A 21685-nucleotide genomic window follows, 5' to 3' on the forward strand; every position below is an offset into this window, starting at 1 on the left:
ACGCCCACTCCAGTGACGGCGATGCCAAGTCGATTCCCGGCATCACCATCGCGCAGATGCAAGCGTTCCATCACAAAGCCTACGCGGCGGGCAATGCGGTGATCGCTTTGGTAGGCGATCTGTCGCGTGCCGAGGCTGAAGCGATTACGGCGCAGGTTTCTGCCGCGCTGCCCCAGGGCCCGGCGCTGGCCAAAACCGTCCAGCCGCAAGAGCCAAAAGCCGGGCTGACCCATATCGAGTTCCCGTCCAAGCAAACCACACTGTTGCTCTCGCAGATGGGCATCGACCGCGCCGACCCCGACTATGCCGCGCTGTTTCTCGGCAACCAGATTCTCGGTGGCGGTGGTTTCGGTACACGCTTGATGGACCAGGTCCGCGAGAAACGCGGCCTGACCTACGGCATATCCTCGGGCTTCACCGCCATGCAGGCGCGCGGGCCGTTTATGATCAGCCTGCAAACCCGCGCCGAACAAAGCGAAGGCGCGCTGAAACTGGTGCAGGACATCTTGCGTGATTACCTGGCTACCGGCCCGACGCAGAAAGAGGTCGGTGACGCCAAGCGCGAGCTGGCCGGGAGCTTTCCGCTGTCCACCGCCAGCAATGGCGATATAGTTGCGCAACTGGGCGCCATTGGTTTCTATGATTTGTCGCTGAATTACCTGGAAGACTTTATGCAGCAGGTCCAGGCGCTCGACGTCAATGCGGTAAAAGCCGCCATGGCCAAGCACCTGAATGCCGATGCCTTGGTCATCGTTACCGCTGGCCCAACCGTGCCGCAAAAGCCTTTGCCGCCTCCCACCGATCACCCTGCCGAGCCCGCGCTTGGCGTTCCGGAGCATTAATGGCCCGTCCCGTAAAACCAGGCAACGCCCCCGCCCATGGTGGCCTCGGCCAGTTGCGCATCATTGGCGGCGAATGGCGCAGCCGCCAATTCAGTTTCCCCATGGCCCACGGGCTGCGGCCAACGCCCAACCGTGTGCGGGAAACGTTGTTTAACTGGCTAGCGCCCTATGTACAGGGCGCGCGGGTGCTGGATTTGTTTGCCGGCAGCGGCGCGTTGTACCTCGAAGCCCTGTCGCGTGGCGCCAGCGTGGCTCTGGCGCTGGACGTCAATGGCGCGGCCATCGCTAGCCTGCGCCAGACCCTCGACACGCTGAAATGCGCCAGCGGCCAACTGCTGCAGACCGACACCCTGCGTTATCTAGAAACCCAGAACGCCACGCCGTTTGACCTGGTATTTCTCGACCCGCCCTTTAGCCAGAACATGTTGCAACCGGCCTGCACGCTGCTGGAAGAAAAGGGTTGGCTGGCGGATGACGCTTGGGTTTACACCGAAAGTGAAAACCCGCCTTCTACCCTGAGCATGCCTGGTAACTGGCGCCTGCACCGTGAGCAAAAGGCCGGTCAGGTGTACTACGCACTGTGGCAGCGCAGCGTCTAGCTCAGCAGTTGAGTTTGTAGGCATCTTTGCCACGCAGTTGGCTGCGGATGCGGTTGCAACGCTCGGACTCTTGCTGCAGGTCGTTGTCGATGCTGAGGTTGCCGGTGGAGTCGTAGCTTTTTTTGTTCTCCACCGAGACCCTGGGCGTAGGGTCGTCGGAGCTGAATTTAAACCTTACCGTTGGCTCGTCTGTCTGGCGCGAGCCGGCAAACGGTTGCTCATCTGCCGAATAATCCCAACCGTTGCCGGCGGCCATTGCCGTTGCCGACAGCAGCAGCGATACCAACCCTAAAACCTTTACGTGCTTACTTGCCATGCCTATCACCCTCTGTGAATGCTTGCTGGAAACAGACGCCAACCTTGTGCGCAGGCGCCAGTGTTTGTGCATCAGACCGGGCTTAGTAAGCTGTCAGCTCCTCCCCAAGGTCAGCTAGTCCATGGATACCTTTACGCCCGCCTGGTGGCTGCCCAACCCCCATCTGCAAACCCTGTGGAATGCGCTGTGCCGCAAGCCGCCCGCGCTTGAACGCCAGCGCGAACGTCTGTGGCTGGAGGATGGTGACTTTCTCGATCTGGACTGGCACGGCCCGCATAAAGCCGACGCGCCACTGGTGCTAGCGCTGCATGGCCTGACCGGCTCTTCCAGTTCGTTGTACGTGCTCGGCCTGCAACAAAACTTGGCGGCGCAAGGCTGGGCCAGCGTGGCGTTGAACTGGCGTGGCTGCTCAGGCGAGCCCAACCTGTTGCCGCGCGGTTACCACTCCGGCGCCAGCGAAGACTTGGCCGAAACCATCCGCCACCTGCGCGCCAAGCGGCCGATGGCGCCGCTGTATGCGGTTGGTTATTCGCTGGGTGGCAATGTGCTGCTCAAGTACTTGGGCGAAAGTGGTGCCGATAGCCAGTTGCAAGGCGCGGTGGCGGTGTCGGTGCCGTTTCGCTTGGACCAATGTGCCGACCGCATCGGCATGGGCTTTTCCAAGGTCTATCAAGCGCACTTTATGCGCGAGATGCTCGCCTACGTAAAAGACAAACAGCGCCTGTTCGCCCACAAAGGCCAGGCCGATCGCCTGTCGATTCTGGAAAAGCTCGGCCCGCTGACCAATATGCGCACGTTCTGGGATTTTGATGGCCGGGTCACCGCGCCGCTGCATGGCTTTGTCGATGCAGAGGACTACTACAAGCGCTCATCCAGCCGCTATTTTCTCAGCCGTATTCAGACACCAACGCTGATGATTCAGGCGACGGACGACCCTTTTGTGTTTCCCCACAGCCTGCCGGAACCAGACGAACTGGCCAGTTGCGTGCAATTCGAACTGCACACCCATGGCGGTCATGTGGGTTTTATTCAGGGCTCGCTGCGCCACCCGGAGTATTACCTTGAGCGGCGCATTCCGCAGTGGCTGGCAGCGCTTAGCTAGCCCCTACACCACACCATCGATTGGCACGAACAGGCGCTGCTGCAAGGCGTCCACCGCCTCGCGTGCCTGCGGGGCGATATAGCCGCCCTCCAGCGCCAGCACCTGGTAGATGCCGCGGCGCAACATCTCTTCGCTGAGGTCGCCCATGTCACCGCGTGAGGTGCACAGAAAGCGCACCCAGGAGGTCATGATGATCCAGGCATTAAGGGTCAGCGCTTCGATCTGCCGCTCGCCCATCAGCAAAATGCCGGCATCGACAAAGCCTTGGTAAATCGCTTTGGCGCGGCCCATGGAGCGCAGGGAAAACTGTTGGTACTGCGCCGCCAGGTTGGCATCGCTTTCCAGCAAATGCTCAAGGTCGCGATGGAGAAAGCGGTAATGCCACATGGCGGCGAGCAAGGCTTCGAGGTAGAAGGTTTTGTCTTCCACCGTCATGGCGCGGCCTTCTGGCGGACGCAAAAAGGTGTCGACCTGCTGTTCGTATTGGCTGAACAGCTCGGCGATGATCGCCTGCTTATTTCGGAAGTAGTAATACAAATTGCCCGGCGAAATCACCAAGTGCGCGGCAATGTGGTTGGTGGTCACATTGCGTTCACCCTGAAGGTTAAACAGCTCCAGGCTGGCTTGGATGATGCGTTCGCGGGTTTTCATTGGCGCGGCCATGGCGCTCGTACCTCACACACAAATTCTCTAGCAGCTGCGTTCTAGAGCTGTTTTCAGCGCCAGACTCAGCTCTCCTCTTGCGCCAAAGGTACACGCACAAGCGCGCTAATTGTTACCAGAGACCACAGAAAGATCGCAGCCTAACTTTTCGTTGGGGTGCATCTGCGGCGCCTTGTCGGCATCCTATTTGACACATTAGAGTAATTGCTCTAAAAATCCAGCACGCTGTTTTGCGCAACCCTGAACCGACGTTTCTGCCGGCCTGGGTTCCCTTAACTGGACTGCCCAGGAGCCTTCAAATGGTCGCCGACGTTGCTTACTTACAACAAAACCAACAGCAAATTTCCCAGCTCGACGAACTGCTCAAAGCCCAGCGCGAAGCCTTCCGCGCTAACCCCATGCCGGAAGCGGCGCAACGCATTCAGTGGCTCAACAGCCTGTGCGAGCTGCTGCTGAAAGAGAAAGACACCTTGGTGCAGGCCATCTCCCAAGACTTCAGCAACCGCGCCGCCGAAGAAACCCTGCTGGCCGAAGTGATGCCCAGCGTGCACGGCATTCACTACGCCACCAAACGCATCAAAAAATGGATGAAGCCGTCGCGCCGCTCCGTCGGCCCGGCCTTCCAGCCGGCCAGCGCCAAGGTGATTTACCAGCCGTTGGGTGTGATCGGCGTGATCGTGCCGTGGAACTACCCGCTGTTTCTGGCCATTGGCCCGCTGGTGGGCGCGTTGGCCGCCGGTAACCGCGTGATGATCAAGATGAGCGAGTCGACGCCCATCACCTCGCAGCTGATCAAAGACCTGCTGGCGCGCATCTTCCCCGAAGACTTGGTGGCCGTGGTGCTGGGCGAAGCCGAAGTGGGCATGGCCTTTTCCAAGTTGCCGTTCGACCACCTGCTGTTTACCGGCGCCACCAGCATTGGCCGCCATGTTATGCGCGCGGCGGCGGAAAACCTGGTGCCGGTGACGCTGGAACTGGGCGGTAAATCGCCGGCCATTGTTTCCCACGATGTGCCGCTTAACGACGCCGCCGAGCGCATCGCGTTCGGCAAAACCATGAACGCCGGGCAAACCTGCGTGGCGCCAGACTATGTGCTGGTGCCCAGGGACCGCGTCGACGGCTTTGTCGAGGCCTATCGCAAGAGCGTGCAAGGCTTCTACCCAAGCCTGAAAGACAACCCCGACTACACCGCCGTGATCAACGAGCGCCAATTGCAGCGCCTCAAAGGCCTGCTCAGCGACGCCGAGAGCAAAGGCGCGAAACTGGTGCCGCTGTTCCCGGAAAGCCAAGGCCGGCGCCTGGCGCAAACCGTGGTGCTAAACGTGAACGACGAGATGAAGCTGATGCAGGACGAAATCTTCGGCCCGCTGCTGCCCATCGTGCCGTACGAGCGCCTGGAAGATGCCTTCGCCTATATCAACGACCGGCCACGGCCGCTGGCGCTGTACTACTTCGGCTACAACAAGGCCGAGCAAAAACGCGTGCTGCATGAAACCCATGCCGGCGGCGTGTGCTTGAACGACACCCTGCTGCACGTGGCGCAGGACGATATGCCCTTCGGTGGCGTCGGCGCTTCGGGCATGGGCCACTACCACGGCCACGAGGGCTTCCTGACCTTTAGCAAGGCCAAGGGCGTGTTTATCAAACAGCGCTTTAACGCCGCAAAAGTAATCTACCCGCCCTATGGCAAAGCCTTGCAGAAACTGGTGCTGAAACTGTTCCTGCGCTAAACCCAGTCTGAACCTGCGACGGGCCGATAGAGCCCGTTCAGGCCGTGTGATGAGGTCAAAAAACAATAATGAATGACTCAGTAATCCAAGCGCCCGTTCTCTCGCGGCGCGGTCTGCTCAAGGTCGGTTTGATGGGCTCGGCCTTTCTCGCCACGGCAGGGCTCACCGCCAGCCTCAGTGGTTGTTCGGCCAGCTCGCCAGCCAGCGGTTTCGCCATTGTGCGTGACAGCGACCTGCCCTTTCTCAAGGCCGTGATTGCGGTGATGCTCGCCGGCGCGGTGAAGCCGGAAAATATGCCGCAAGCCATCACTGGCACCCTGCAAAACCTCGACTACAGCCTCAATCACGTGTCGCCGGAGCTGCTCAAGCTCACCGTGCAGCTGTTCGATGTGTTGGCCATGGCCGTCACCCGTGGGCCGCTCACCGGCGTGTGGGGCAGTTGGGACAATGCGTCCAGCGAGGACATCAGCCACTTCCTCGAACGCTGGCAGAACAGCTCGCTCAGCCTGTTACGCATGGGCCATGCCTCGGTGCTGCAGCTGGTGATGATGTCCTGGTATGGCCGCCCGGAATCCTGGGCACACTGCGGCTACCCCGGGCCGCCCAAGGTCTGAGCGCACGCGTTGCTGCACCTCTACTAATAAGAATTAAGCCGAGATCGCCCGAATGCCCGTACCTGATCTGTTTGCCGACGGCCTTGCCCGCGGCTGGAAAACCTACAACGGCTCACGCCTGGAAAACGACCTGACCCTGGACGCCGATGTGGTGATTGTCGGCACCGGTGCGGGCGGCGGCACGACGGCAGAAATCCTCAGCGCAGCCGGTTTCAAAGTGCTGCTGATTGAAGAAGGCCCACTGAAAACCAGCAGCGACTTCAAGATGCAGGAGGCTGAGGCTTACCCCAGCCTCTATCAGGAAGGCATCGGCCGGATGAGCAAAGACGGCGCCATCACCATCATGCAAGGGCGCGCCGTGGGCGGCACCACACTGGTGAACTGGACCTCGAGCTTTCGCACGCCAGAACCGACCCTCGAACACTGGGCCAAAGAACATAACGTCAAAGGCCATAGCGTGGCCGAGATGGCACCCTGGTTCGAGAAGATGGAGCGGCGCCTGAGCGTGGCCCAGTGGATCATGCCGCCCAACGCCAACAACGATGTCATCCGCACGGGCTGCGACAAGCTCGGTTATCACTGGAAGGTCATTCCCCGTAACGTGCTCGGCTGCTGGAACTTAGGTTACTGCGGCATGGGCTGCCCGACCAACGCCAAGCAGTCGATGCTGGTGACCACCATTCCCGCCACCTTGGAAAAAGGCGGCGAGCTGCTGTATTTGGCTCGCGCCGACAAGCTGCTGATCGAGGGCGACAAGGTCACCGGCATTCAGTGCCAGGCCATGGACGAGCGCTGCGTAGCGCCGACCGGCCGCACTATCACGGTTAAGGCCAAGCATTACGTGCTCTCCGGCGGTGGCATCAACACCCCGGCCATTCTGCTGCGTTCCAAAGCGCCAGACCCGCACCAGCGCACCGGCAAGCGCACCTTTATTCACTTGGTAAACTTCTCCGCCGCGCAGTTCGAGCAGGTGATCAACCCGTTTTACGGCGCACCGCAATCGATCTATTCCGACCACTTCCAGTGGGACGACGGCACCACCGGGCGCATGTCCTACAAGCTCGAAGTACCGCCCCTGCAGCCGTCGCTAACCTCGACGTTACTCGGCCGGTTTGGTGTGGACAACGCCATGCGCATGGAGCAACTGCCGCATACCAACGCCATGCTCGCCCTGTTGCGCGACGGTTTTCACCCGGACAGCGCCGAAGGCACAGTTGAACTGCGCAGTGACGGCAGCCCGGTGCTCGATTACCAGATGACCGATTACACCTGGGATGGCATTCGCCGCGCCTTCCACACCATGGCCGAAATCCAGTTCGCCGCCGGGGCCAAAAGCGTGCTGCCGCTGCATGCCGATGCCGACTATGTGAAGACCATTGGTGAAGCTAAAAGCCTGATCGACAGCCTGAGCCTGGAGATTTACCGCACCCGCCTGGGCAGCGCCCACGTGATGGGCGGCTGCGCCATGGGTGAAGACCCGACGCAGGCGGTAACCGACAGTCTTGGTCGCCATCATCAGCTCAGCAATCTGTCGATTCATGATGGTTCGTTGTTCCCCACCAGCATTGGCGCCAACCCGCAATTGTCGGTGTATGGCCTCACCGCGCAACTGGCCACGCAATTGGCGGAACGCCTGAAAGCCGCGTGACACTAGGCGCTGCCGGACTATTCCTACGTTCGACAGCGCCCATGACTTGGCCCAGGGGGGCTGCTGCGCTACCATCCGACTCCCCTATGGCCTGCGCCAGGACGTCACGATGAATCGAGTGTTGTACCCAGGTACCTTTGACCCCATCACCAAGGGTCACGGTGACCTCGTTGAACGCGCCTCGCGCCTGTTCGATCAAGTGGTCATAGCCGTCGCGGCCAGCCCGAAGAAAAACCCGCTGTTCCCCCTCGAACAACGGGTGGAACTGGCCCGTGAAGTGACCAAACACTTGCCCAACGTGGAAGTGGTCGGCTTCTCCACCCTGCTGGCGCATTTCGCCAAAGAGCAGGGCGCCAATATCTTCCTGCGCGGCCTGCGTGCGGTGTCCGACTTCGAATACGAATTTCAGTTGGCCAATATGAACCGCATATTGGTGCCCGATGTGGAAAGCCTATTTCTGACCCCGTCCGAAAAGTATTCGTTTATCTCCTCCACCCTGGTGCGCGAAATCGCCAACCTGGGCGGCGATATCAGCAAGTTTGTGCACCCGGCAGTGGCCGAGGCACTGCTGGAACGGTTCAAGAAGTAAGCGCAACTTACGCCGGTCGTCCCCTCGCAGGCGTAGACCCAGGCTGCTGCGGGGAGCACCGTCAGCTTGCCGATTCTGGATTCCCGCCTGCGCGGGAATGACGGTGAAAGGGCTCTACTGCGCGCAACGATTGGCGCCCTCCCCGACAATCCGGCACAATTTGCGCTTCCGCTGTCTGAACATGCCGTGGTTATCCGCTTCGGCAGGAGTTGTGTTTCATGTCTTTAATCATCACCGACGACTGCATCAACTGCGATGTTTGCGAGCCTGAGTGCCCTAACGCCGCCATTTCGCAGGGTGAAGAGATCTACGTTATCGACCCTAACCTGTGCACCGAATGCGTCGGCCATTACAACGAGCCGCAGTGCCAGCAGGTGTGCCCGGTCGATTGCATCCCCCTCGACGAAAACAATGTCGAGAGCAAGGACGAGCTGATGAACAAGTACTTGATCCTCACGGGTAAGGCCTAAACCCATGGGCTGCCGGATGCGTGGCAGCCACCCCGGCAAGGCGCTGATCGCCGCCTTGCTGCTCTTTGTTGCGTTCACCGCTGCCGCCGCGCAGGCGCCAAAACAGGCGGCCATCGCCAGCGCCCACCCCGCTGCCACCATCGCCGGCCTGGAAACCCTGGCCGCCGGTGGCAATGCCTTTGATGCCGCAATTGCCGTCAGCGCCGCGCTGGCGGTGGTCGAGCCCTATAGCTCGGGCCTGGGTGGCGGCGGCTTCTTTCTGCTGCGCCAGGCGAGCGAACAACCCACCTACCGTTTTCTCGATGCCCGCGAACGTGCGCCGCTGGCGGCGCATGCCGATATGTACAAGCGCGATGGCCAGGTGCAGGCCGGGCTATCGCTGGATGGAGCGCTAGCCGCGGCAGTTCCTGGGCTGCCGGCGGCGCTGGTGGAGCTGGCGCGCAAATACGGCAAGCTGCCGCTGATTGATTCGCTCGGCCCGGCTATTCGCCTGGCCCGTGATGGCGTCTCCATCGACCCGGTGTACCGCGAGCGGGCGTTATGGCGCCTATCGGCGCTGCGTGACAACCCGGAAACGGCGCGCTTGTTTCTCGACGAAAAAGGCGAGATTCCCAAAGCACTCAGCCTGCTGCGCCAACACGATCTGGCCGACACCCTGGAACGCCTGGGCCGCTACGGTAAACCCGGTTTCTACAGCGGCGAGACCGCGCAAAAGCTGGTGGACGGCGTACGCGCCGCTGGCGGTATCTGGACCCTCAAAGACCTTGAGCAGTACCAAGTGGTAGAGCGCCAGCCACTGCGTTATCCGCTGGCCGATGGCCGCGAACTGATCAGCGCGCCGCCACCTTCCGCTGGCGGCATTGCCCTGGCGCAAAGCCTGACCATGCTCCAGCAGCTGCCCTGGCGCGAAGCGGACAAGCTGCAGCGTGCTCATTACGTGATTGAAGTGCTGCGCCGTGCCTATCGTGATCGCGGCTTGCTCGGCGACCCGGACTTTGTCGCCAACCCCATTACGCAACTGCTCGACGCCAACTACCTCAAGCAACTGGCCAGTGGCATCGACCCGCAGAAAGCCACCCCAAGCAGCAGCCTGCCGCCGTCGCCAGCCTGGAAAGAAGGCAACCACACCACCCACTTTGTGGTGCTGGACACATCGGGCAATGCCGTGTCGGCGACGCTGTCGGTGAACTTGCCCTTTGGCGCCGCGTTCACCCCGCCAGGCACTGGCGTGTTGCTTAATGATGAGATGGACGACTTTGCCGCCAACGTTCAGGGCGCTAACGCCTATGGCTTAAGTGGCAGCCAAGCCAATGCCATTGCTGCGGGTAAACGGCCGTTGTCGAGCATGAGCCCGAGCTTTATTGAAAGTCCTACGCAATTCAGCGCCTTCGGCACCCCCGGCGGCAGCCGCATCCCCAGCATGGTGTTGCTGGCGATGCTGCAGTATCTGGACGGCCAGCCGGTGGCGAGTTGGCCGGCGGCGCCGCGCTACCACCATCAGTACTTGCCGGATGTGGTGGAGTACGAGCCCAATGCGTTTACTGGCGCCGAGCTTAAAGCCCTGCAAGGGCGCGGTTATCAGGTCAAACCGGTGGCGCGGCCTTATGGCAATCAGCAGGTGTTGCAGTGGCATAAAGACAACGCCAGCGTTGAGGCTGCGAGCGACCCGCGTGGAATCGGCCAGGCCAAGCTTTCGCCCAGCAAACCCTGAATCGCAGACACAAAAAAGCCGGTCAACTGACCGGCTTTTTTGTGTTCGCCCGCGGGCGTCAAATCACTGCTGCTGAGGACGCTTGTAGCCACTTTCAGTGCAGCCCAGGCAGCGCACAAAGGCTTCTTTGCCTGGATCAACCACCAACGCCTTGCCGGCTTCACCGACGTTACCGCCCAAAGCGGTGAACGGCAGGCTGATGACGAATACGCCAGCGCCAATCACAGTCGCGGCAATCAGCAGCGGGCGAGCGATGACCAAATCACCGACCATGGCGTAGGCAGGTGGTGCTTGCAGATCATAGGCAGGGTCGCCGCTCTGGTTGGAGGTACTCGACCCGTCCGCCATTACCGGCAGTGCCAGAAGGCCAGTGGTCAGCGCCAGGACAACAGCGGTTGAGCGAAACAGGTTCATGAGTGCGGTCCTTCATCGATTCAAAGTGCGGTGGCTGTAACTATAACAGCGCGCCGGAAATTGTCAGCGTGACGGCCGTCAATCGCTGGAGATCGCATTCTGCGGGTTTTGCAGGGCGATTGGCGAGGAAAAATCCGCGCGTAACTGTGCGCTTACACACGCCCTGTAAACACCACGGTTTTTTTGCCGAGCCTTCAAGCTGAAGAGCGAGGCGAATCAGGGAAAAAACGCCGCTGTATCAGCGCTGACAACGCGGGCAATACACGCTGGCGCGCTGCCCCAGTTTCACCTCGCGCAAGGTAGTGCCGCAGGTTTTGCAGAACTCGCCACCGCGCCCGTACACAAACAACTCCTGCTGGAAATAACCCGGCTGGCCATCGCCCCCCACGAAGTCGCGCAAGGTGGTGCCGCCCCGTTCGATGGCGTGCGCGAGGATGCGTTTGATCTGCAGTGACAGCTCCAGATAACGCGCCCGCGAAATGGACCCGGCCTCACGGCGCGGGTCGATACCGGCGGCAAACAAGGCTTCGGTCGCGTAGATATTGCCGACCCCGACCACCACGGCGTTATCCATGATGAAAGGCTTTACCGCCATGGTTTTGCCGCGTGAAAGCGTGAACAGCCGGTCGCCGTCGAATAGCTCAGTCAGCGGCTCCGGCCCCAGTTTTACCAGCAACTCATGCAACAGCGGCTCGGTACTCCAGAGCATGGCGCCAAAGCGTCGCGGGTCGGTGTAACGCAGCGCCAGCCCCGACTCCAACTCGATATCCACATGCTCATGCTTGGCCACCGGCGTATCAATCGGCACCAAACGCAGATTGCCGGACATGCCCAAATGACTAATCAGCGTGCCCGCCTCGGCCGTCAGCAACAGGTACTTGGCGCGCCGCGTGACGCTTTCAATGCGTTGGCCGGAGAGGCGCACATCAAGGTCTTCCGGGATCGGCCAACGCAAGCGACGGTCACGCACAATCACGCGGCTAACGCGCTGGCCTTCAAGGTACGGCGCAATGCCGCGTCGGGTGGTTTCTACTTCAGGAAGTTCAGGCATGGCGCACGGCACGGCAAAAGGACAGGTGGGCACCTTAGCAGAATGGCGGCCATGGGCTGCAAGCCCGACCGCCGCGCATTAATGCATGCTCAAATCGCGGATGCTTTCTTTCAGGGTCTGGAAGTCGTATTCCGACAAGCCCACATATTCCAGCACCAGCTGTTCGATGCTCTGCCACTCATGGTCTTCGGTCTGGTTACCCAAAATGCGGTGACTTTCGCAGATGTGCTCGGACATCTTCAGAATCGCCAACAGCGTTTTCAGCTGCGCATCACGCACCGAGTCGTCAGTAAAAATCGACAGCGTGTTGTGGTGATTGGCGATGGCCTCACACAAGTGCAGCGGCAAATTCCACGACTTGGCAGTGAAGTAACCCACCACGGCATGGTTGGTGTTCAGCACACGGTTTTCTGTATCGACAATGCGCCGCTCGCTGGTGGCACTGGCGTAGGCCTCTTCCAGCACCGTCATATAGTCGGGGAAGCGCTTGATCATTAGCGGGATGCCGCAGTTGTGAAACAAGCCCAAGGTGTACGCCTCGTCGGCCGACTGGTAACCGATGCGCTTGGCCAGGGTCAGGCAGGTCATGGCCACGTCCTGCGCGGTGTCCCAAAAACGGTTAAGGGTGACAATGGCCTCATCGCTCATTTCGCCCTTGATCGACTGCGCGTTGATCAGGTTGATCACCGTATTGGAACCCAGCAGATTGACCGCCTGCTGAATCGAGGCGATGCGGTTGGACAGGCCGAAAAACGGCGAATTGACGATTTTAAGCAACGCGCCGGAAAGGCCGGGATCCTGGCTGATCAGCTTGGCGATGTTCTTCAGATCCGGGAACGGCATCACCTGCTCCATTTGCAGGTCGACCATGATCTGAGGCTGCGGCGGCACGCTGATGCCTTGCAGCACTTTCTGAATTTGTTCGGCGGTAAGTTCTGGGGCCATGACTGCACGGGCGTTGTTAACGTGACGGAAGCCACAGTCTACCCGCCCCGTTAAGCGCCGTAACCCTCAGGATTGCAGGAAATCCCTGACAGACGGAAAGACCTCAATAAATTCGCGGCAAGCCGCCCTGCACCATTCGTCTGAGCACAGACAGCCTGAACTTTCCGCAGCGCCAGCCCCTCGGAACTTAACGCCCTCAACGTTAAGGAGCCGAACATGAGCACCTCCCTGAAAGGCAAACGCATCGCCCTGTTGGTAACCGACGGCTTCGAACAAGTGGAGCTGACCGGCCCCAAAGATGCGTTGGAAGAGCTTGGCGCAGCGGTGGATATCCTCTCGGCCAGCACCGGCCAAGTAAAAGGCTGGCACCACGACAAGCCCGGCGACAGCTTCACCGTCAGCAAAACCTTCGAGGCCGCCAATATTGGCGACTACGACGCCTTGGTACTGCCAGGCGGGGTCATGAACTCCGACACCATTCGCAGCATTCCCGGTGCACAGAGCCTGGTGGTGCAAGCCACGCAAAATGAAAAACCCATTGCGGTGATCTGCCATGGTGCTTGGCTATTGGTTTCTGCTGGCCTGGTAAAAGGTCGCACCATCACCAGTTGGAGCTCGCTGAAAGACGACATCACCAATGCCGGCGGCAAATGGGTGGATGAAGAAGTGGTGCAAGACGGCACCTTTATCAGCAGCCGCAAACCGGATGACATTCCGGCGTTTAACAAAAAGCTGATCGAAGCCTTGGCTGCCTAAGCCTCAACGGTTTTGAGGCTTCAGCCTCGTTTCCTGCAACCGGTGATCTCGTAGGTTGGGTTGAGCCACAGGCGAAGCCCAACATCGGCGCCCTCCGAGTACTGCGTGTGTTGGGCTTCGCTGCGCTCCACCCAACCTACGTTATACTCCCGCTCTTTTTTCGGAGAGTGACCCCATGTCCCTGCCCAGCCTGCGCCTCAAAGCCAATGCCGATCGCCGCCTGCGCGCCGGACATCTGTGGGTTTACAGCAACGAAATCGACGTCGCCGCCACCCCGCTCTCGGGCTTCCAGGCCGGCGACCAAGCCATTCTTGAAGCCGCTGGCGGCAAGCCGCTTGGTGTTGTCGGCATTAGCCCGAACAACCTGATCTGCGCCCGCCTGCTGTCGCGCGACACCAAATACAGCCTAGATAAGTCCCTGCTGGTACACCGCATCAAGGTAGCCTTGTCGCTGCGTGAAACCCTGTTTGAGCAGCCGTGCTATCGCCTGGTGTACGGCGACTCCGACCTGCTGCCAGGCCTGGTAGTCGACCGCTTCTTTGACATTCTCGTGGTGCAAATCACCTCGCCAACCATGGAGCGCCACAAGGACGACGTGCTCGCCGCCCTGGTGCAAGTGCTGCAACCGCGTGGCGTGCTGTTTAAAAACGACTCCGCTGCACGCGATGCTGAAGGTTTGCCGCGCTATGTGGAAACTCCATTCGGCGTAGTGCCGGACTGGGTGGCCCTGGAAGAAAACGGCGTGAAGTTTGAAGCGCCGGTAATTGAAGGGCAGAAAACCGGCTGGTTTTACGACCACCGCATGAACCGCGCGCGCCTGGCGCCCTATGTCAAAGGCAAGCGCGTGCTCGACCTGTTCAGCTATATCGGTGGCTGGGGCGTGCAAGCGGCGGCGTTTGGCGCCAGCGAAGTGTTCTGCGTCGACGCCTCGGCTTTTGCCCTGGACGGCGTAGAGCGCAACGCCACCCTTAATGGCGTGGCCGAGAAAGTGACCTGCATCGAAGGCGACGTGTTCGCCGCGCTGAAAGAGCTGAAGTCCTCCGAAGAGCGTTTTGACGTGGTGGTGTGCGACCCACCGGCTTTTATCAAACGCAAAAAAGACATGAAAAACGGTGAAGCCGGCTACCGTCGCCTGAACGAAATGGCCATGCGCCTGCTCAGCAAGGACGGCATTCTGGTTAGCGCGTCGTGCTCCATGCACCTGGAAGAGGACAACCTGCAAAACATCCTGCTGCAGAGCGCCCGCCACCTGGACCGCAACATCCTCATGCTCGAACGCGGCGGCCAAGGCCCGGACCACCCGGTGCATATGGCCATTGCCGAAACCCGTTACATCAAGAGCCTGACCTGCCGGTTGCTACCCAACGCATAACGCAGAACGCTCGTAGGGTGTGCTGTGCGCACCAAGCGGTTTACGCCGATATCGCACTGGTGCGCACGGCGCACCCTACAGAGCACCTCGCCATCACCGACCGTCAGCCTTTCCTAGGCGGGCGCGGGGGGCGTAGAATCGGCCCATTCCTCGCCACCCATCCCCGGCGGGCTTTTGGGCCCCGGCCGTACGAGCGGTAACCCCGTTTCGAATACGACCCACACCGACCGCACGGCCAACTGCCGTCGTCTCCGGTAGATCAGCGCTCAAGCACCTATCAACAGACACCTGATTAGCCGCAGGAAACCGTCATGCCTGATTACCGTTCAAAAACCTCCACCCACGGCCGCAACATGGCCGGCGCTCGCGCTCTGTGGCGCGCCACCGGGATGAAGGACGAAGACTTTAAAAAGCCGATCATTGCCATCGCCAACTCGTTCACCCAGTTCGTACCGGGCCACGTGCACTTGAAAGACCTTGGCCAACTGGTTGCCCGCGAAATCGAACGCGCCGGCGGCGTGGCCAAAGAATTCAACACCATCGCCGTCGATGACGGCATCGCCATGGGCCACGACGGCATGCTCTATTCGCTGCCAAGCCGCGAGATCATCGCCGACTCCGTGGAATACATGGTTAACGCGCACTGCGCCGATGCCATCGTCTGCATCTCTAACTGCGACAAGATCACCCCCGGCATGCTGATGGCGGCGTTGCGCCTGAACATTCCGGTGATCTTTGTTTCCGGCGGGCCGATGGAAGCCGGTAAAACCAAGCTGGCCAGCCATGGCCTGGACCTGGTCGACGCCATGGTGATTGCCGCAGACAGCAGCGCCTCCGATGAAAAAGTCGCCGAGTATGAACGCAGCGCCTGTCCTACCTGCGGCTCCTGCTCCGGCATGTTTACTGCCAACTCAATGAACTGCCTGACCGAAGCCTTGGGCCTGGCCCTGCCGGGTAACGGTTCAACCCTGGCCACCCATAGCGACCGCGAGCAGTTGTTCCTGCAGGCCGGGCGCACTGTTGTCGAGCTGTGCAAGCGCTACTACGGCGAGGGTGACGAGTCGGTCTTGCCGCGCAATATCGCCAACTTCAAAGCCTTCGAAAACGCCATGATGCTGGACATCGCCATGGGCGGTTCGACCAACACCATCCTGCACTTGCTGGCTGCCGCTCAAGAAGCCGAAATCGATTTCGACCTGCGCGATATCGACCGTCTTTCCCGTGTAGTGCCGCAACTGTGCAAAGTGGCGCCGAATATTCAGAAGTACCACATGGAAGATGTGCACCGTGCCGGTGGCATTTTCAGCATTCTTGGTTCGCTAGCCCGTGGCGGCCTGCTGCACACCGACCTGCCGACCGTGCACAGCAAGTCCATGGCCGAAGCGATCGCCAAATGGGATATCACCCAGACTAACGACGAAGCCGTGCACCACTTCTTCAAAGCCGGCCCGGCGGGAATTCCGACTCAGACTGCGTTCAGCCAGTCGACCCGTTGGGAAACCCTGGATGACGACCGTGAAAACGGCTGTATCCGTAGCTTCGAACACGCCTATTCGAAAGAAGGCGGCCTGGCCGTGCTGTACGGCAACATCGCGCTGGATGGCTGCGTGGTGAAAACCGCCGGCGTCGACGAGTCGATCCATGTGTTTGAAGGCAACGCCAAGATCTTTGAAAGCCAGGACAGCGCGGTGCGCGGCATCCTCGCCGATGAAGTGAAAGAAGGCGATATCGTCATCATCCGTTACGAAGGCCCGAAAGGCGGGCCGGGTATGCAGGAGATGCTCTACCCGACTTCGTACCTGAAATCCAAAGGTCTGGGCAAAGCCTGTGCGCTGCTCACCGACGGTCGCTTCTCCGGCGGCACTTCGGGCCTGTCCATCGGCCACGCCTCGCCAGAGGCGGCAGCGGGCGGCGCTATTGGCTTGGTGCGCGACGGCGACAAAGTGCTGATCGATATCCCCAACCGCAGCATCAACTTGCTGGTGAGCGATGAAGAGATTGCCCATCGCCGCCATGAGCAAGATAAGAAAGGCTGGAAGCCGGTCGAGAAGCGGCCACGTAAAGTGACTACTGCGCTGAAGGCGTATGCGTTGTTGGCGACCAGTGCCGATAAGGGTGCTGTGCGTAACAAGGCGATGTTGGACGGGCTGTAATCGCTTACCGCTGAAATGAAAAGCCCCGCCTAGTGCGGGGCTTTTTTGTCGGCGTGAGCAAGATCAACGGCCCCTCTCCCCTAGCCTCTCTCCCGCAAGCGGTAGAGGGGAATCTAATCGCGGTGTGGTCGGCCCCCTCGCCCGCTCGCGGGAGAGGGCTGGGGAGAGGGGCTTTTATACGCAGTTACTGAATCTCTTCAGGCTTCACCACCAGCCAATTCTTATCCGCCGTCACCGGCAGTCCTTCCTTAGCCTGCGCTGCCGCATGCTTGGCCATCATGGCGTTGATCTGGCCCATATATTTGTCTTTGCGGTTGATCCACAGGTGAATGCCGCCTTTGGCCACATCCACGCTGTGGAACAGCATGTAGCCGTCACTGCTCGGGGTATCGCCGCCCACCAGCACCGGTTTTTTCCATTCATCGATATAGGTGAGGATCGCCGCCTGTTTGCCAGCCATCCAGGTCGCTGGGGTCCATAGATACGGAGTTACTTCCAGGCCCATATTGGCCTTGGCATCGTAGCTGCCGGCGGTGATTTGTTTGCGCGCGGTTGTCAGTGCACCCGTCTTGGGGTCTTTAAGCAGCAGGCTGACACCAATGACGTTCTGCGGTTTAACGTTGTAGCCGTACTTGGGATCGGACGCGACCATGCGCACCAGCTCTTCCGAGGCGGCGGTCATGACATACACCTCAATACCGTTTTCCATCAGCTTGTTGTACAGCTCGGCCTGGCCGGTAAAGACCTTGGGCGGCTGCACCTCGATGGTCTTGACCACATCGCCTTCGAAGTAGGTGCTCGGCACAGGTTTGCCGGAGGCCATCAGCTCGTCGACATAGCCTTTCAGCTCGTTGAGGGTAAAGCCGGAAAACACCTGAGCCACCCAGGGGTAGCAGACCATGTCGTCGATCTCACACAGGCGGTAGTAGTAACTGAACAGGCTTTCCTTGTGCTCGGCGGTGTCTTTGAAGGGCATCAGTTTTAGCGAGGGGTCGAGCGTGTCGCGGGTCAGCACGCCCTTGTTTTCCATAAACGGCAGCAAGGACTCTTCGAGATCGTAGCGGTAGCTGGTGTTGTCCATATCGAAGACCGCGAAGTTGCCCTTATTGGCATTCGCCGCAATCATGGCGTCCAGTTGCTTGGCCGCATCTGCTGGCCAGTGTTTAAGCTCGGTGGCGGCAGCGGCTTGGCCGGCCAAACCAAGGGCGAATGCAGCGGCAAATAGCGACGAAGCGAGCTTCATGGTGGGTCTCCCTGAATGAAACCCCGACGCTAACAAATGACCGTTACACGCTTGCTCCGACAGCGACAGTGCAATTGCCCAGAGCGCCATGCACTGTCGTGAAAACGCCATGGAAAACCGCGAAAAACGACCCTTTGGCCAATAAGCTTTTCTATTTCAACTGTTTAACTCGGGAGACCCTGCCCATGAAAATCGGCCTGATTTCCGACACCCACGGCTTGCTACGCCCCGAAGCGGTGGCCGCCCTCGAAGGTTGCGAGCGCATTGTGCATGCCGGCGATATCGGCAAGCCGGAGATCCTCGAAGCCCTGCGCGACCTGGCGCCGCTGACCGTGGTGCGCGGCAACAACGATAAAGACGACAGCTGGGCCAGCAGCGTGCCCACCCATGCCGTGCTGCGCATCGACGGCATCGGCATTTACGTGGTGCATGAAATGGCCGATGTGCCCGAGCAACTGCCGGCCGGGATTGATGTGGTGGTGACCGGACACTCCCATAAGCCGCTGCAAAAGCAGGTGCATGGCGTGCTGTATATCAACCCCGGGAGTGCTGGGCCGCGGCGGTTTAAATTGCCGATCAGTGTGGGTTTTTTGGAGATTGCAGAGGGGCAGGTAACCGGAACGCTGCGAGAACTATTGGTCTAGCCTTCGCGGGAAGGCCGGTGGTTAACTCACACCGGTATAACGATCCGAACGATGGTTAATGGCCAACACCAGGTTCAACGCCAACGCGCCCAGAATCGACAATCCCACTTTCTCTGGCGCAATTACAAACAGCGACGCCAGCACGATAAGCAAATCCACGCCCATCTGCACCCACCCGGCGCGCACGCCAAAACGCTCCTGCAAAAACAGCGCAAGAATATTCACCCCACCCAGGCTAGCGCGGTGCCGGAATAACATCAGCAAGCCCAAACCCATCGCTAAACCGCCGAATACCGAGGCATACAGCGGACTCAGGTGGTTAAACGAGACCCAGGTCGGGGTCAGCTCGGCCAGCACCGACACCAGCGCCACAGCGCAGCCGGTGCGCAGGGTAAAGCTCCAGCCCATGCGCCAGATGCCGAGCAGGTAAAACGGCAGATTAAGCAGAAAAAACATCAAACCAAACGGCACGCCGGCCTGGTACTTGAGCAGAAACGCCAAGCCGACCATGCCGCCCGTTAGCAACCCGGCATGGGCGTAGAAGGCGATGCCCAATGCCACCATAGCGGTGCCGGAGATCATGGCCAGGCCGTCTTCCCACAGTGGGTGACGGACAAAGAGCGGCGCGACGGTTTCCGCCGCAAGGACGTCCGGGGTGTTTTCTTGCATGGGGGACCTCGAAATAGCAAAAACAGCACGCCGCCAGGAGAGGCGGCGTGTTTAGCGTAGTCAGCTGGTGCGGTGTGCGGGATTAACGTTTGTCCCAGACTTCGAAGCTGTAGGCCGGGCTATCGGCCGCAGCATCGTGCTCAATGCTGGAGGCCAGATGCCAAGCGGCTTCATCGAAGGCGGGAAACCAAGCATCACCCTCCGGGCTCAAGGCGACGCGCGTCAGGTAAAGACGCTGCGCCAGGGCCAGGCCTTGCTCATAGAGCTGGGCGCCGCCGATCAGCATCAGTTCGTCAGCATCCTCGGCCCGCGCCCATTCTTCGGCGCGCACCAGCGCCGCTTCAAGCGAGGGGAACACCTCGGCGCCTTCCAGGGTGAGACCGGCTTGGCGGCTGACCACCAGGTTAAGTCGCCCCGGCAATGGCCGGCCCAGGGAGTCCCAGGTTTTGCGGCCCATAATGATCGGCTTGCCGAGGGTCATGGCCTTGAAGTGCTTGAGGTCGGCCGGCAGATGCCAGGGCAATTGATTGTCGCGGCCAATCACGCGGTTGTCGGCGAGGGCGGCGATCAGGCAAAGAGGTAGGGTCGTATTCATGGCGGCGAGGATAACGGCAAGGGCGCTGGAAAAAAAGCAAACGGATGATGGGGCACGCTTGAGCGGTTATCCTCCCCTTCTGCTGCACCTCTTTTTCCACCATGAGTTGCTGATGACCCACTCGAATACCCCGCCCCTCTCCCCCCTGCAACGCCTGTGGCTAACCGAGGCCGTGCGCCTGCGTGAAGAGCAGGCCGGCCCGCTGGAAGACCGCGAGGCCAATCGCCTGGCGGCGGCCGCTGGCGGTGATCTGGCCAGCCGCATCGAAACCCGCGCGCTGTGGTTGGCGCAACGTGACGGCATGCTTACCGCCCTGCTGCATTGGCACCAGGGGGCGCGCTTGGCGCTGTGGTTACTGATGGCGCTAGCAGTACTTAGCGGCGCCGGGCTGGGGCTGGCGGCATTGGGCGACGGACAGCGGCCGGTGAATGTGTTCTGGGCATTGGGCAGTTTGCTTGGCCTGCATCTGGTCATGCTGGCCGGCTGGGCGCTTGGCCTGGTTTTGGCTGGCGACGGCCACGCCACGTTGGGGCGCTTATGGTTATGGCTTAGCGAGAAATTCGCCCGCGATGCCCAAGCGGCGCAGCTGGCGCCCGCCCTGCTGATCGTATTGCAGCGCCAGCGGTTAAATCGCTGGGCGTTGGGCATGCTGGTACATGGCTTGTGGTTGCTGGCCTTGCTAAGTGCCTTGGGCAGCCTGTTGGCGCTACTGGCTACGCGCCGTTATGGCTTTGTTTGGGAAACCACCCTGCTTGGCAGCGACACCTTTGTCACCCTCACGCAAACCCTTGGCGCCCTGCCGCAGTTGCTGGGTTTTAGCACCCCGACCGTCGAGCTGATTCGCGCCAGCGGCGCTGATGCAGTAGCCGAGGAAAGTGCACGCCAGGCTTGGGCGCTTTGGCTGCTGGGCATGTTACTGGCCTATGGCGTGCTGCCCCGTGCCTTGCTCGCCGTATTCTGCGCCTGGCGGTGGCGCCGGGGGCGCTCAGCGTTACGCCTGGACCTTAACCTGCCGGGTTACAGCTTGCTGCGTGAACGCCTGCAACCCAGTAGCGAACGGCTTGGAGTGACCGATGCGGCGCCGGAATTGTCGGCTACCGTGCCCGCCGCCAGAGGTGCTGTGGAAAGTGAAGGCGCCGTGCTGGTAGCGATTGAACTGGACCCCAAACGCCCATGGCCACCGGCACTGCCCAAAGGTGTAGCCGATGCCGGGGTGATTGATAGCCGCGAACAGCGTCAGCATTTGTTGGACCAGCTCAGTCGTTTTCCGCCGGCGCGTTTAGCCATTGCCTGCGACCCACGTCGCTCGCCGGATCGCGGCACCTTGGCGTTGCTCGCGGAGTTGGCACGCAGTGCCGGACAGGCGCGGGTGTGGTTGTTGGCAGCAGAGCCTGGGGAGGCGCTGGATAGCCAGCGCTTGGGAGATTGGCATCAGGCGTTGGATGGATTGGGCTTGCAGTGGCGGCAAGGGGCGCCATTGGGGTGGTTGGAGGCGGGGCATGAGTAAGCGTTACGGTCTGCCCTCACCCCTACCCCCTCTCCCGCAAGCGGGAGAGGGG

Annotated in this window: 22 protein-coding genes; 14 read left to right on the forward strand and 8 right to left on the reverse strand. The window is 60.5% G+C overall.

Going from position 1 to position 21685, the window contains the following annotated elements:
* Together AAAB16_RS09885 and rsmD are read left to right on the forward strand one after the other, a co-directional pair.
* Nucleotides 1–842: pitrilysin family protein (locus AAAB16_RS09885; RefSeq protein ID WP_340663170.1), on the forward strand; the 842-nt coding region annotated here is incomplete at its 5' end.
* Nucleotides 842–1441, forward strand: coding sequence for a 16S rRNA (guanine(966)-N(2))-methyltransferase RsmD (rsmD, locus tag AAAB16_RS09890; RefSeq protein WP_340663171.1), 600 nt, complete (start codon nucleotides 842–844; stop codon nucleotides 1439–1441). The genes AAAB16_RS09885 and rsmD, both read left to right, overlap by 1 nt.
* A gap of 1 nt (nucleotide 1442) precedes the next feature.
* On the opposite strand, the gene AAAB16_RS09895 is transcribed toward rsmD, so the two are convergent.
* Nucleotides 1443–1757 (reverse strand): hypothetical protein, encoded by a 315-nt coding sequence (locus tag AAAB16_RS09895; RefSeq protein ID WP_340663172.1) that lies wholly within the window; start codon nucleotides 1755–1757, stop codon nucleotides 1443–1445.
* Between the two features lie 121 nt (nucleotides 1758–1878).
* Here AAAB16_RS09895 and AAAB16_RS09900 point away from each other — a divergent pair, with 121 nt between their 5' ends.
* Nucleotides 1879–2859, forward strand: coding sequence for a hydrolase (locus AAAB16_RS09900; protein ID WP_340663173.1), 981 nt, complete (start codon nucleotides 1879–1881; stop codon nucleotides 2857–2859).
* A gap of 3 nt (nucleotides 2860–2862) precedes the next feature.
* Here the strand turns inward: AAAB16_RS09900 and AAAB16_RS09905 are convergent, their stop codons facing one another.
* Nucleotides 2863–3522 (reverse strand): TetR/AcrR family transcriptional regulator, encoded by a 660-nt coding sequence (locus AAAB16_RS09905; protein WP_340663174.1) that lies wholly within the window; start codon nucleotides 3520–3522, stop codon nucleotides 2863–2865.
* A gap of 299 nt (nucleotides 3523–3821) precedes the next feature.
* On the opposite strand from AAAB16_RS09905, the gene AAAB16_RS09910 reads away from it, so the two are divergent.
* The 6 genes from AAAB16_RS09910 to ggt all read left to right on the forward strand — a co-directional run bounded on the left by AAAB16_RS09910 (nucleotide 3822) and on the right by ggt (nucleotide 10284).
* Nucleotides 3822–5252, forward strand: coding sequence for a coniferyl aldehyde dehydrogenase (locus AAAB16_RS09910; protein ID WP_340663175.1), 1431 nt, complete (start codon nucleotides 3822–3824; stop codon nucleotides 5250–5252).
* Nucleotides 5253–5320: 68 nt separating this feature from the next.
* Nucleotides 5321–5866 (forward strand): twin-arginine translocation pathway signal protein, encoded by a 546-nt coding sequence (locus AAAB16_RS09915; protein WP_340663176.1) that lies wholly within the window; start codon nucleotides 5321–5323, stop codon nucleotides 5864–5866.
* A 52-nt stretch (nucleotides 5867–5918) separates the two neighbouring features.
* On the forward strand, nucleotides 5919–7514 hold the full coding sequence (locus AAAB16_RS09920) for a GMC family oxidoreductase (RefSeq protein WP_340663177.1): 1596 nt from the start codon (nucleotides 5919–5921) through the stop codon (nucleotides 7512–7514).
* Between the two features lie 109 nt (nucleotides 7515–7623).
* A complete protein-coding gene (coaD, locus tag AAAB16_RS09925) occupies nucleotides 7624–8103 on the forward strand; it encodes a pantetheine-phosphate adenylyltransferase (RefSeq protein ID WP_340663178.1) in 480 nt (159 codons plus the stop codon).
* A gap of 218 nt (nucleotides 8104–8321) precedes the next feature.
* Nucleotides 8322–8573, forward strand: a complete 252-nt coding sequence (locus tag AAAB16_RS09930; protein WP_110615354.1) for a YfhL family 4Fe-4S dicluster ferredoxin — start codon at nucleotides 8322–8324, stop codon at nucleotides 8571–8573.
* 4 nt (nucleotides 8574–8577) lie between these two features.
* A complete protein-coding gene (gene ggt / locus AAAB16_RS09935; RefSeq protein ID WP_340663179.1) occupies nucleotides 8578–10284 on the forward strand; it encodes a gamma-glutamyltransferase in 1707 nt (568 codons plus the stop codon).
* A 63-nt stretch (nucleotides 10285–10347) separates the two neighbouring features.
* Here the strand turns inward: ggt and AAAB16_RS09940 are convergent, their stop codons facing one another.
* From AAAB16_RS09940 to AAAB16_RS09950, 3 genes are all read right to left on the reverse strand, one after another.
* Nucleotides 10348–10698: a multidrug transporter gene (locus AAAB16_RS09940; protein WP_340663180.1), complete on the reverse strand. Its 351-nt coding sequence runs from the start codon at nucleotides 10696–10698 to the stop codon at nucleotides 10348–10350.
* A 238-nt stretch (nucleotides 10699–10936) separates the two neighbouring features.
* Complete coding sequence (mutM, locus tag AAAB16_RS09945; protein WP_340663181.1) at nucleotides 10937–11749, reverse strand: bifunctional DNA-formamidopyrimidine glycosylase/DNA-(apurinic or apyrimidinic site) lyase; 813 nt, start codon at nucleotides 11747–11749, stop codon at nucleotides 10937–10939.
* A gap of 78 nt (nucleotides 11750–11827) precedes the next feature.
* Complete coding sequence (locus AAAB16_RS09950) at nucleotides 11828–12640, reverse strand: HDOD domain-containing protein (protein ID WP_177411333.1); 813 nt, start codon at nucleotides 12638–12640, stop codon at nucleotides 11828–11830.
* Nucleotides 12641–12910: 270 nt separating this feature from the next.
* Here AAAB16_RS09950 and AAAB16_RS09955 point away from each other — a divergent pair, with 270 nt between their 5' ends.
* The 3 genes from AAAB16_RS09955 (at nucleotide 12911) to ilvD (ending at nucleotide 16975) form a co-directional block, all read left to right on the forward strand.
* Nucleotides 12911–13450, forward strand: a complete 540-nt coding sequence (locus tag AAAB16_RS09955; RefSeq protein WP_340663182.1) for a type 1 glutamine amidotransferase domain-containing protein — start codon at nucleotides 12911–12913, stop codon at nucleotides 13448–13450.
* Between the two features lie 175 nt (nucleotides 13451–13625).
* Nucleotides 13626–14822, forward strand: coding sequence for a class I SAM-dependent rRNA methyltransferase (locus AAAB16_RS09960; RefSeq protein WP_340663183.1), 1197 nt, complete (start codon nucleotides 13626–13628; stop codon nucleotides 14820–14822).
* A gap of 311 nt (nucleotides 14823–15133) precedes the next feature.
* Nucleotides 15134–16975, forward strand: coding sequence for a dihydroxy-acid dehydratase (gene ilvD, locus AAAB16_RS09965; protein WP_340663184.1), 1842 nt, complete (start codon nucleotides 15134–15136; stop codon nucleotides 16973–16975).
* 184 nt (nucleotides 16976–17159) lie between these two features.
* Here the strand turns inward: ilvD and AAAB16_RS09970 are convergent, their stop codons facing one another.
* Entirely contained in the window at nucleotides 17160–18218 is a 1059-nt protein-coding gene (locus tag AAAB16_RS09970; RefSeq protein WP_340663185.1) for a haloacid dehalogenase-like hydrolase, read from the reverse strand.
* A 185-nt stretch (nucleotides 18219–18403) separates the two neighbouring features.
* Here AAAB16_RS09970 and AAAB16_RS09975 point away from each other — a divergent pair, with 185 nt between their 5' ends.
* Nucleotides 18404–18862, forward strand: coding sequence for a metallophosphoesterase family protein (locus tag AAAB16_RS09975; protein ID WP_340663186.1), 459 nt, complete (start codon nucleotides 18404–18406; stop codon nucleotides 18860–18862).
* A 21-nt stretch (nucleotides 18863–18883) separates the two neighbouring features.
* Here AAAB16_RS09975 and AAAB16_RS09980 read toward each other — a convergent pair whose 3' ends face one another.
* Nucleotides 18884–19531, reverse strand: a complete 648-nt coding sequence (locus tag AAAB16_RS09980) for a YitT family protein (RefSeq protein WP_340663187.1) — start codon at nucleotides 19529–19531, stop codon at nucleotides 18884–18886.
* Between the two features lie 82 nt (nucleotides 19532–19613).
* Nucleotides 19614–20126, reverse strand: a complete 513-nt coding sequence (locus tag AAAB16_RS09985) for a dihydrofolate reductase (RefSeq protein ID WP_340663188.1) — start codon at nucleotides 20124–20126, stop codon at nucleotides 19614–19616.
* A 112-nt stretch (nucleotides 20127–20238) separates the two neighbouring features.
* On the opposite strand from AAAB16_RS09985, the gene AAAB16_RS09990 reads away from it, so the two are divergent.
* Nucleotides 20239–21633 (forward strand): DUF2868 domain-containing protein, encoded by a 1395-nt coding sequence (locus AAAB16_RS09990; protein ID WP_340663189.1) that lies wholly within the window; start codon nucleotides 20239–20241, stop codon nucleotides 21631–21633.
* Nucleotides 21634–21685: the final 52 nt, after the last annotated feature.

Origin of the sequence: Pseudomonas sp. (genome assembly GCF_037994325.1) — a bacterium.
Lineage (GTDB): Bacteria > Pseudomonadota > Gammaproteobacteria > Pseudomonadales > Pseudomonadaceae > Aquipseudomonas.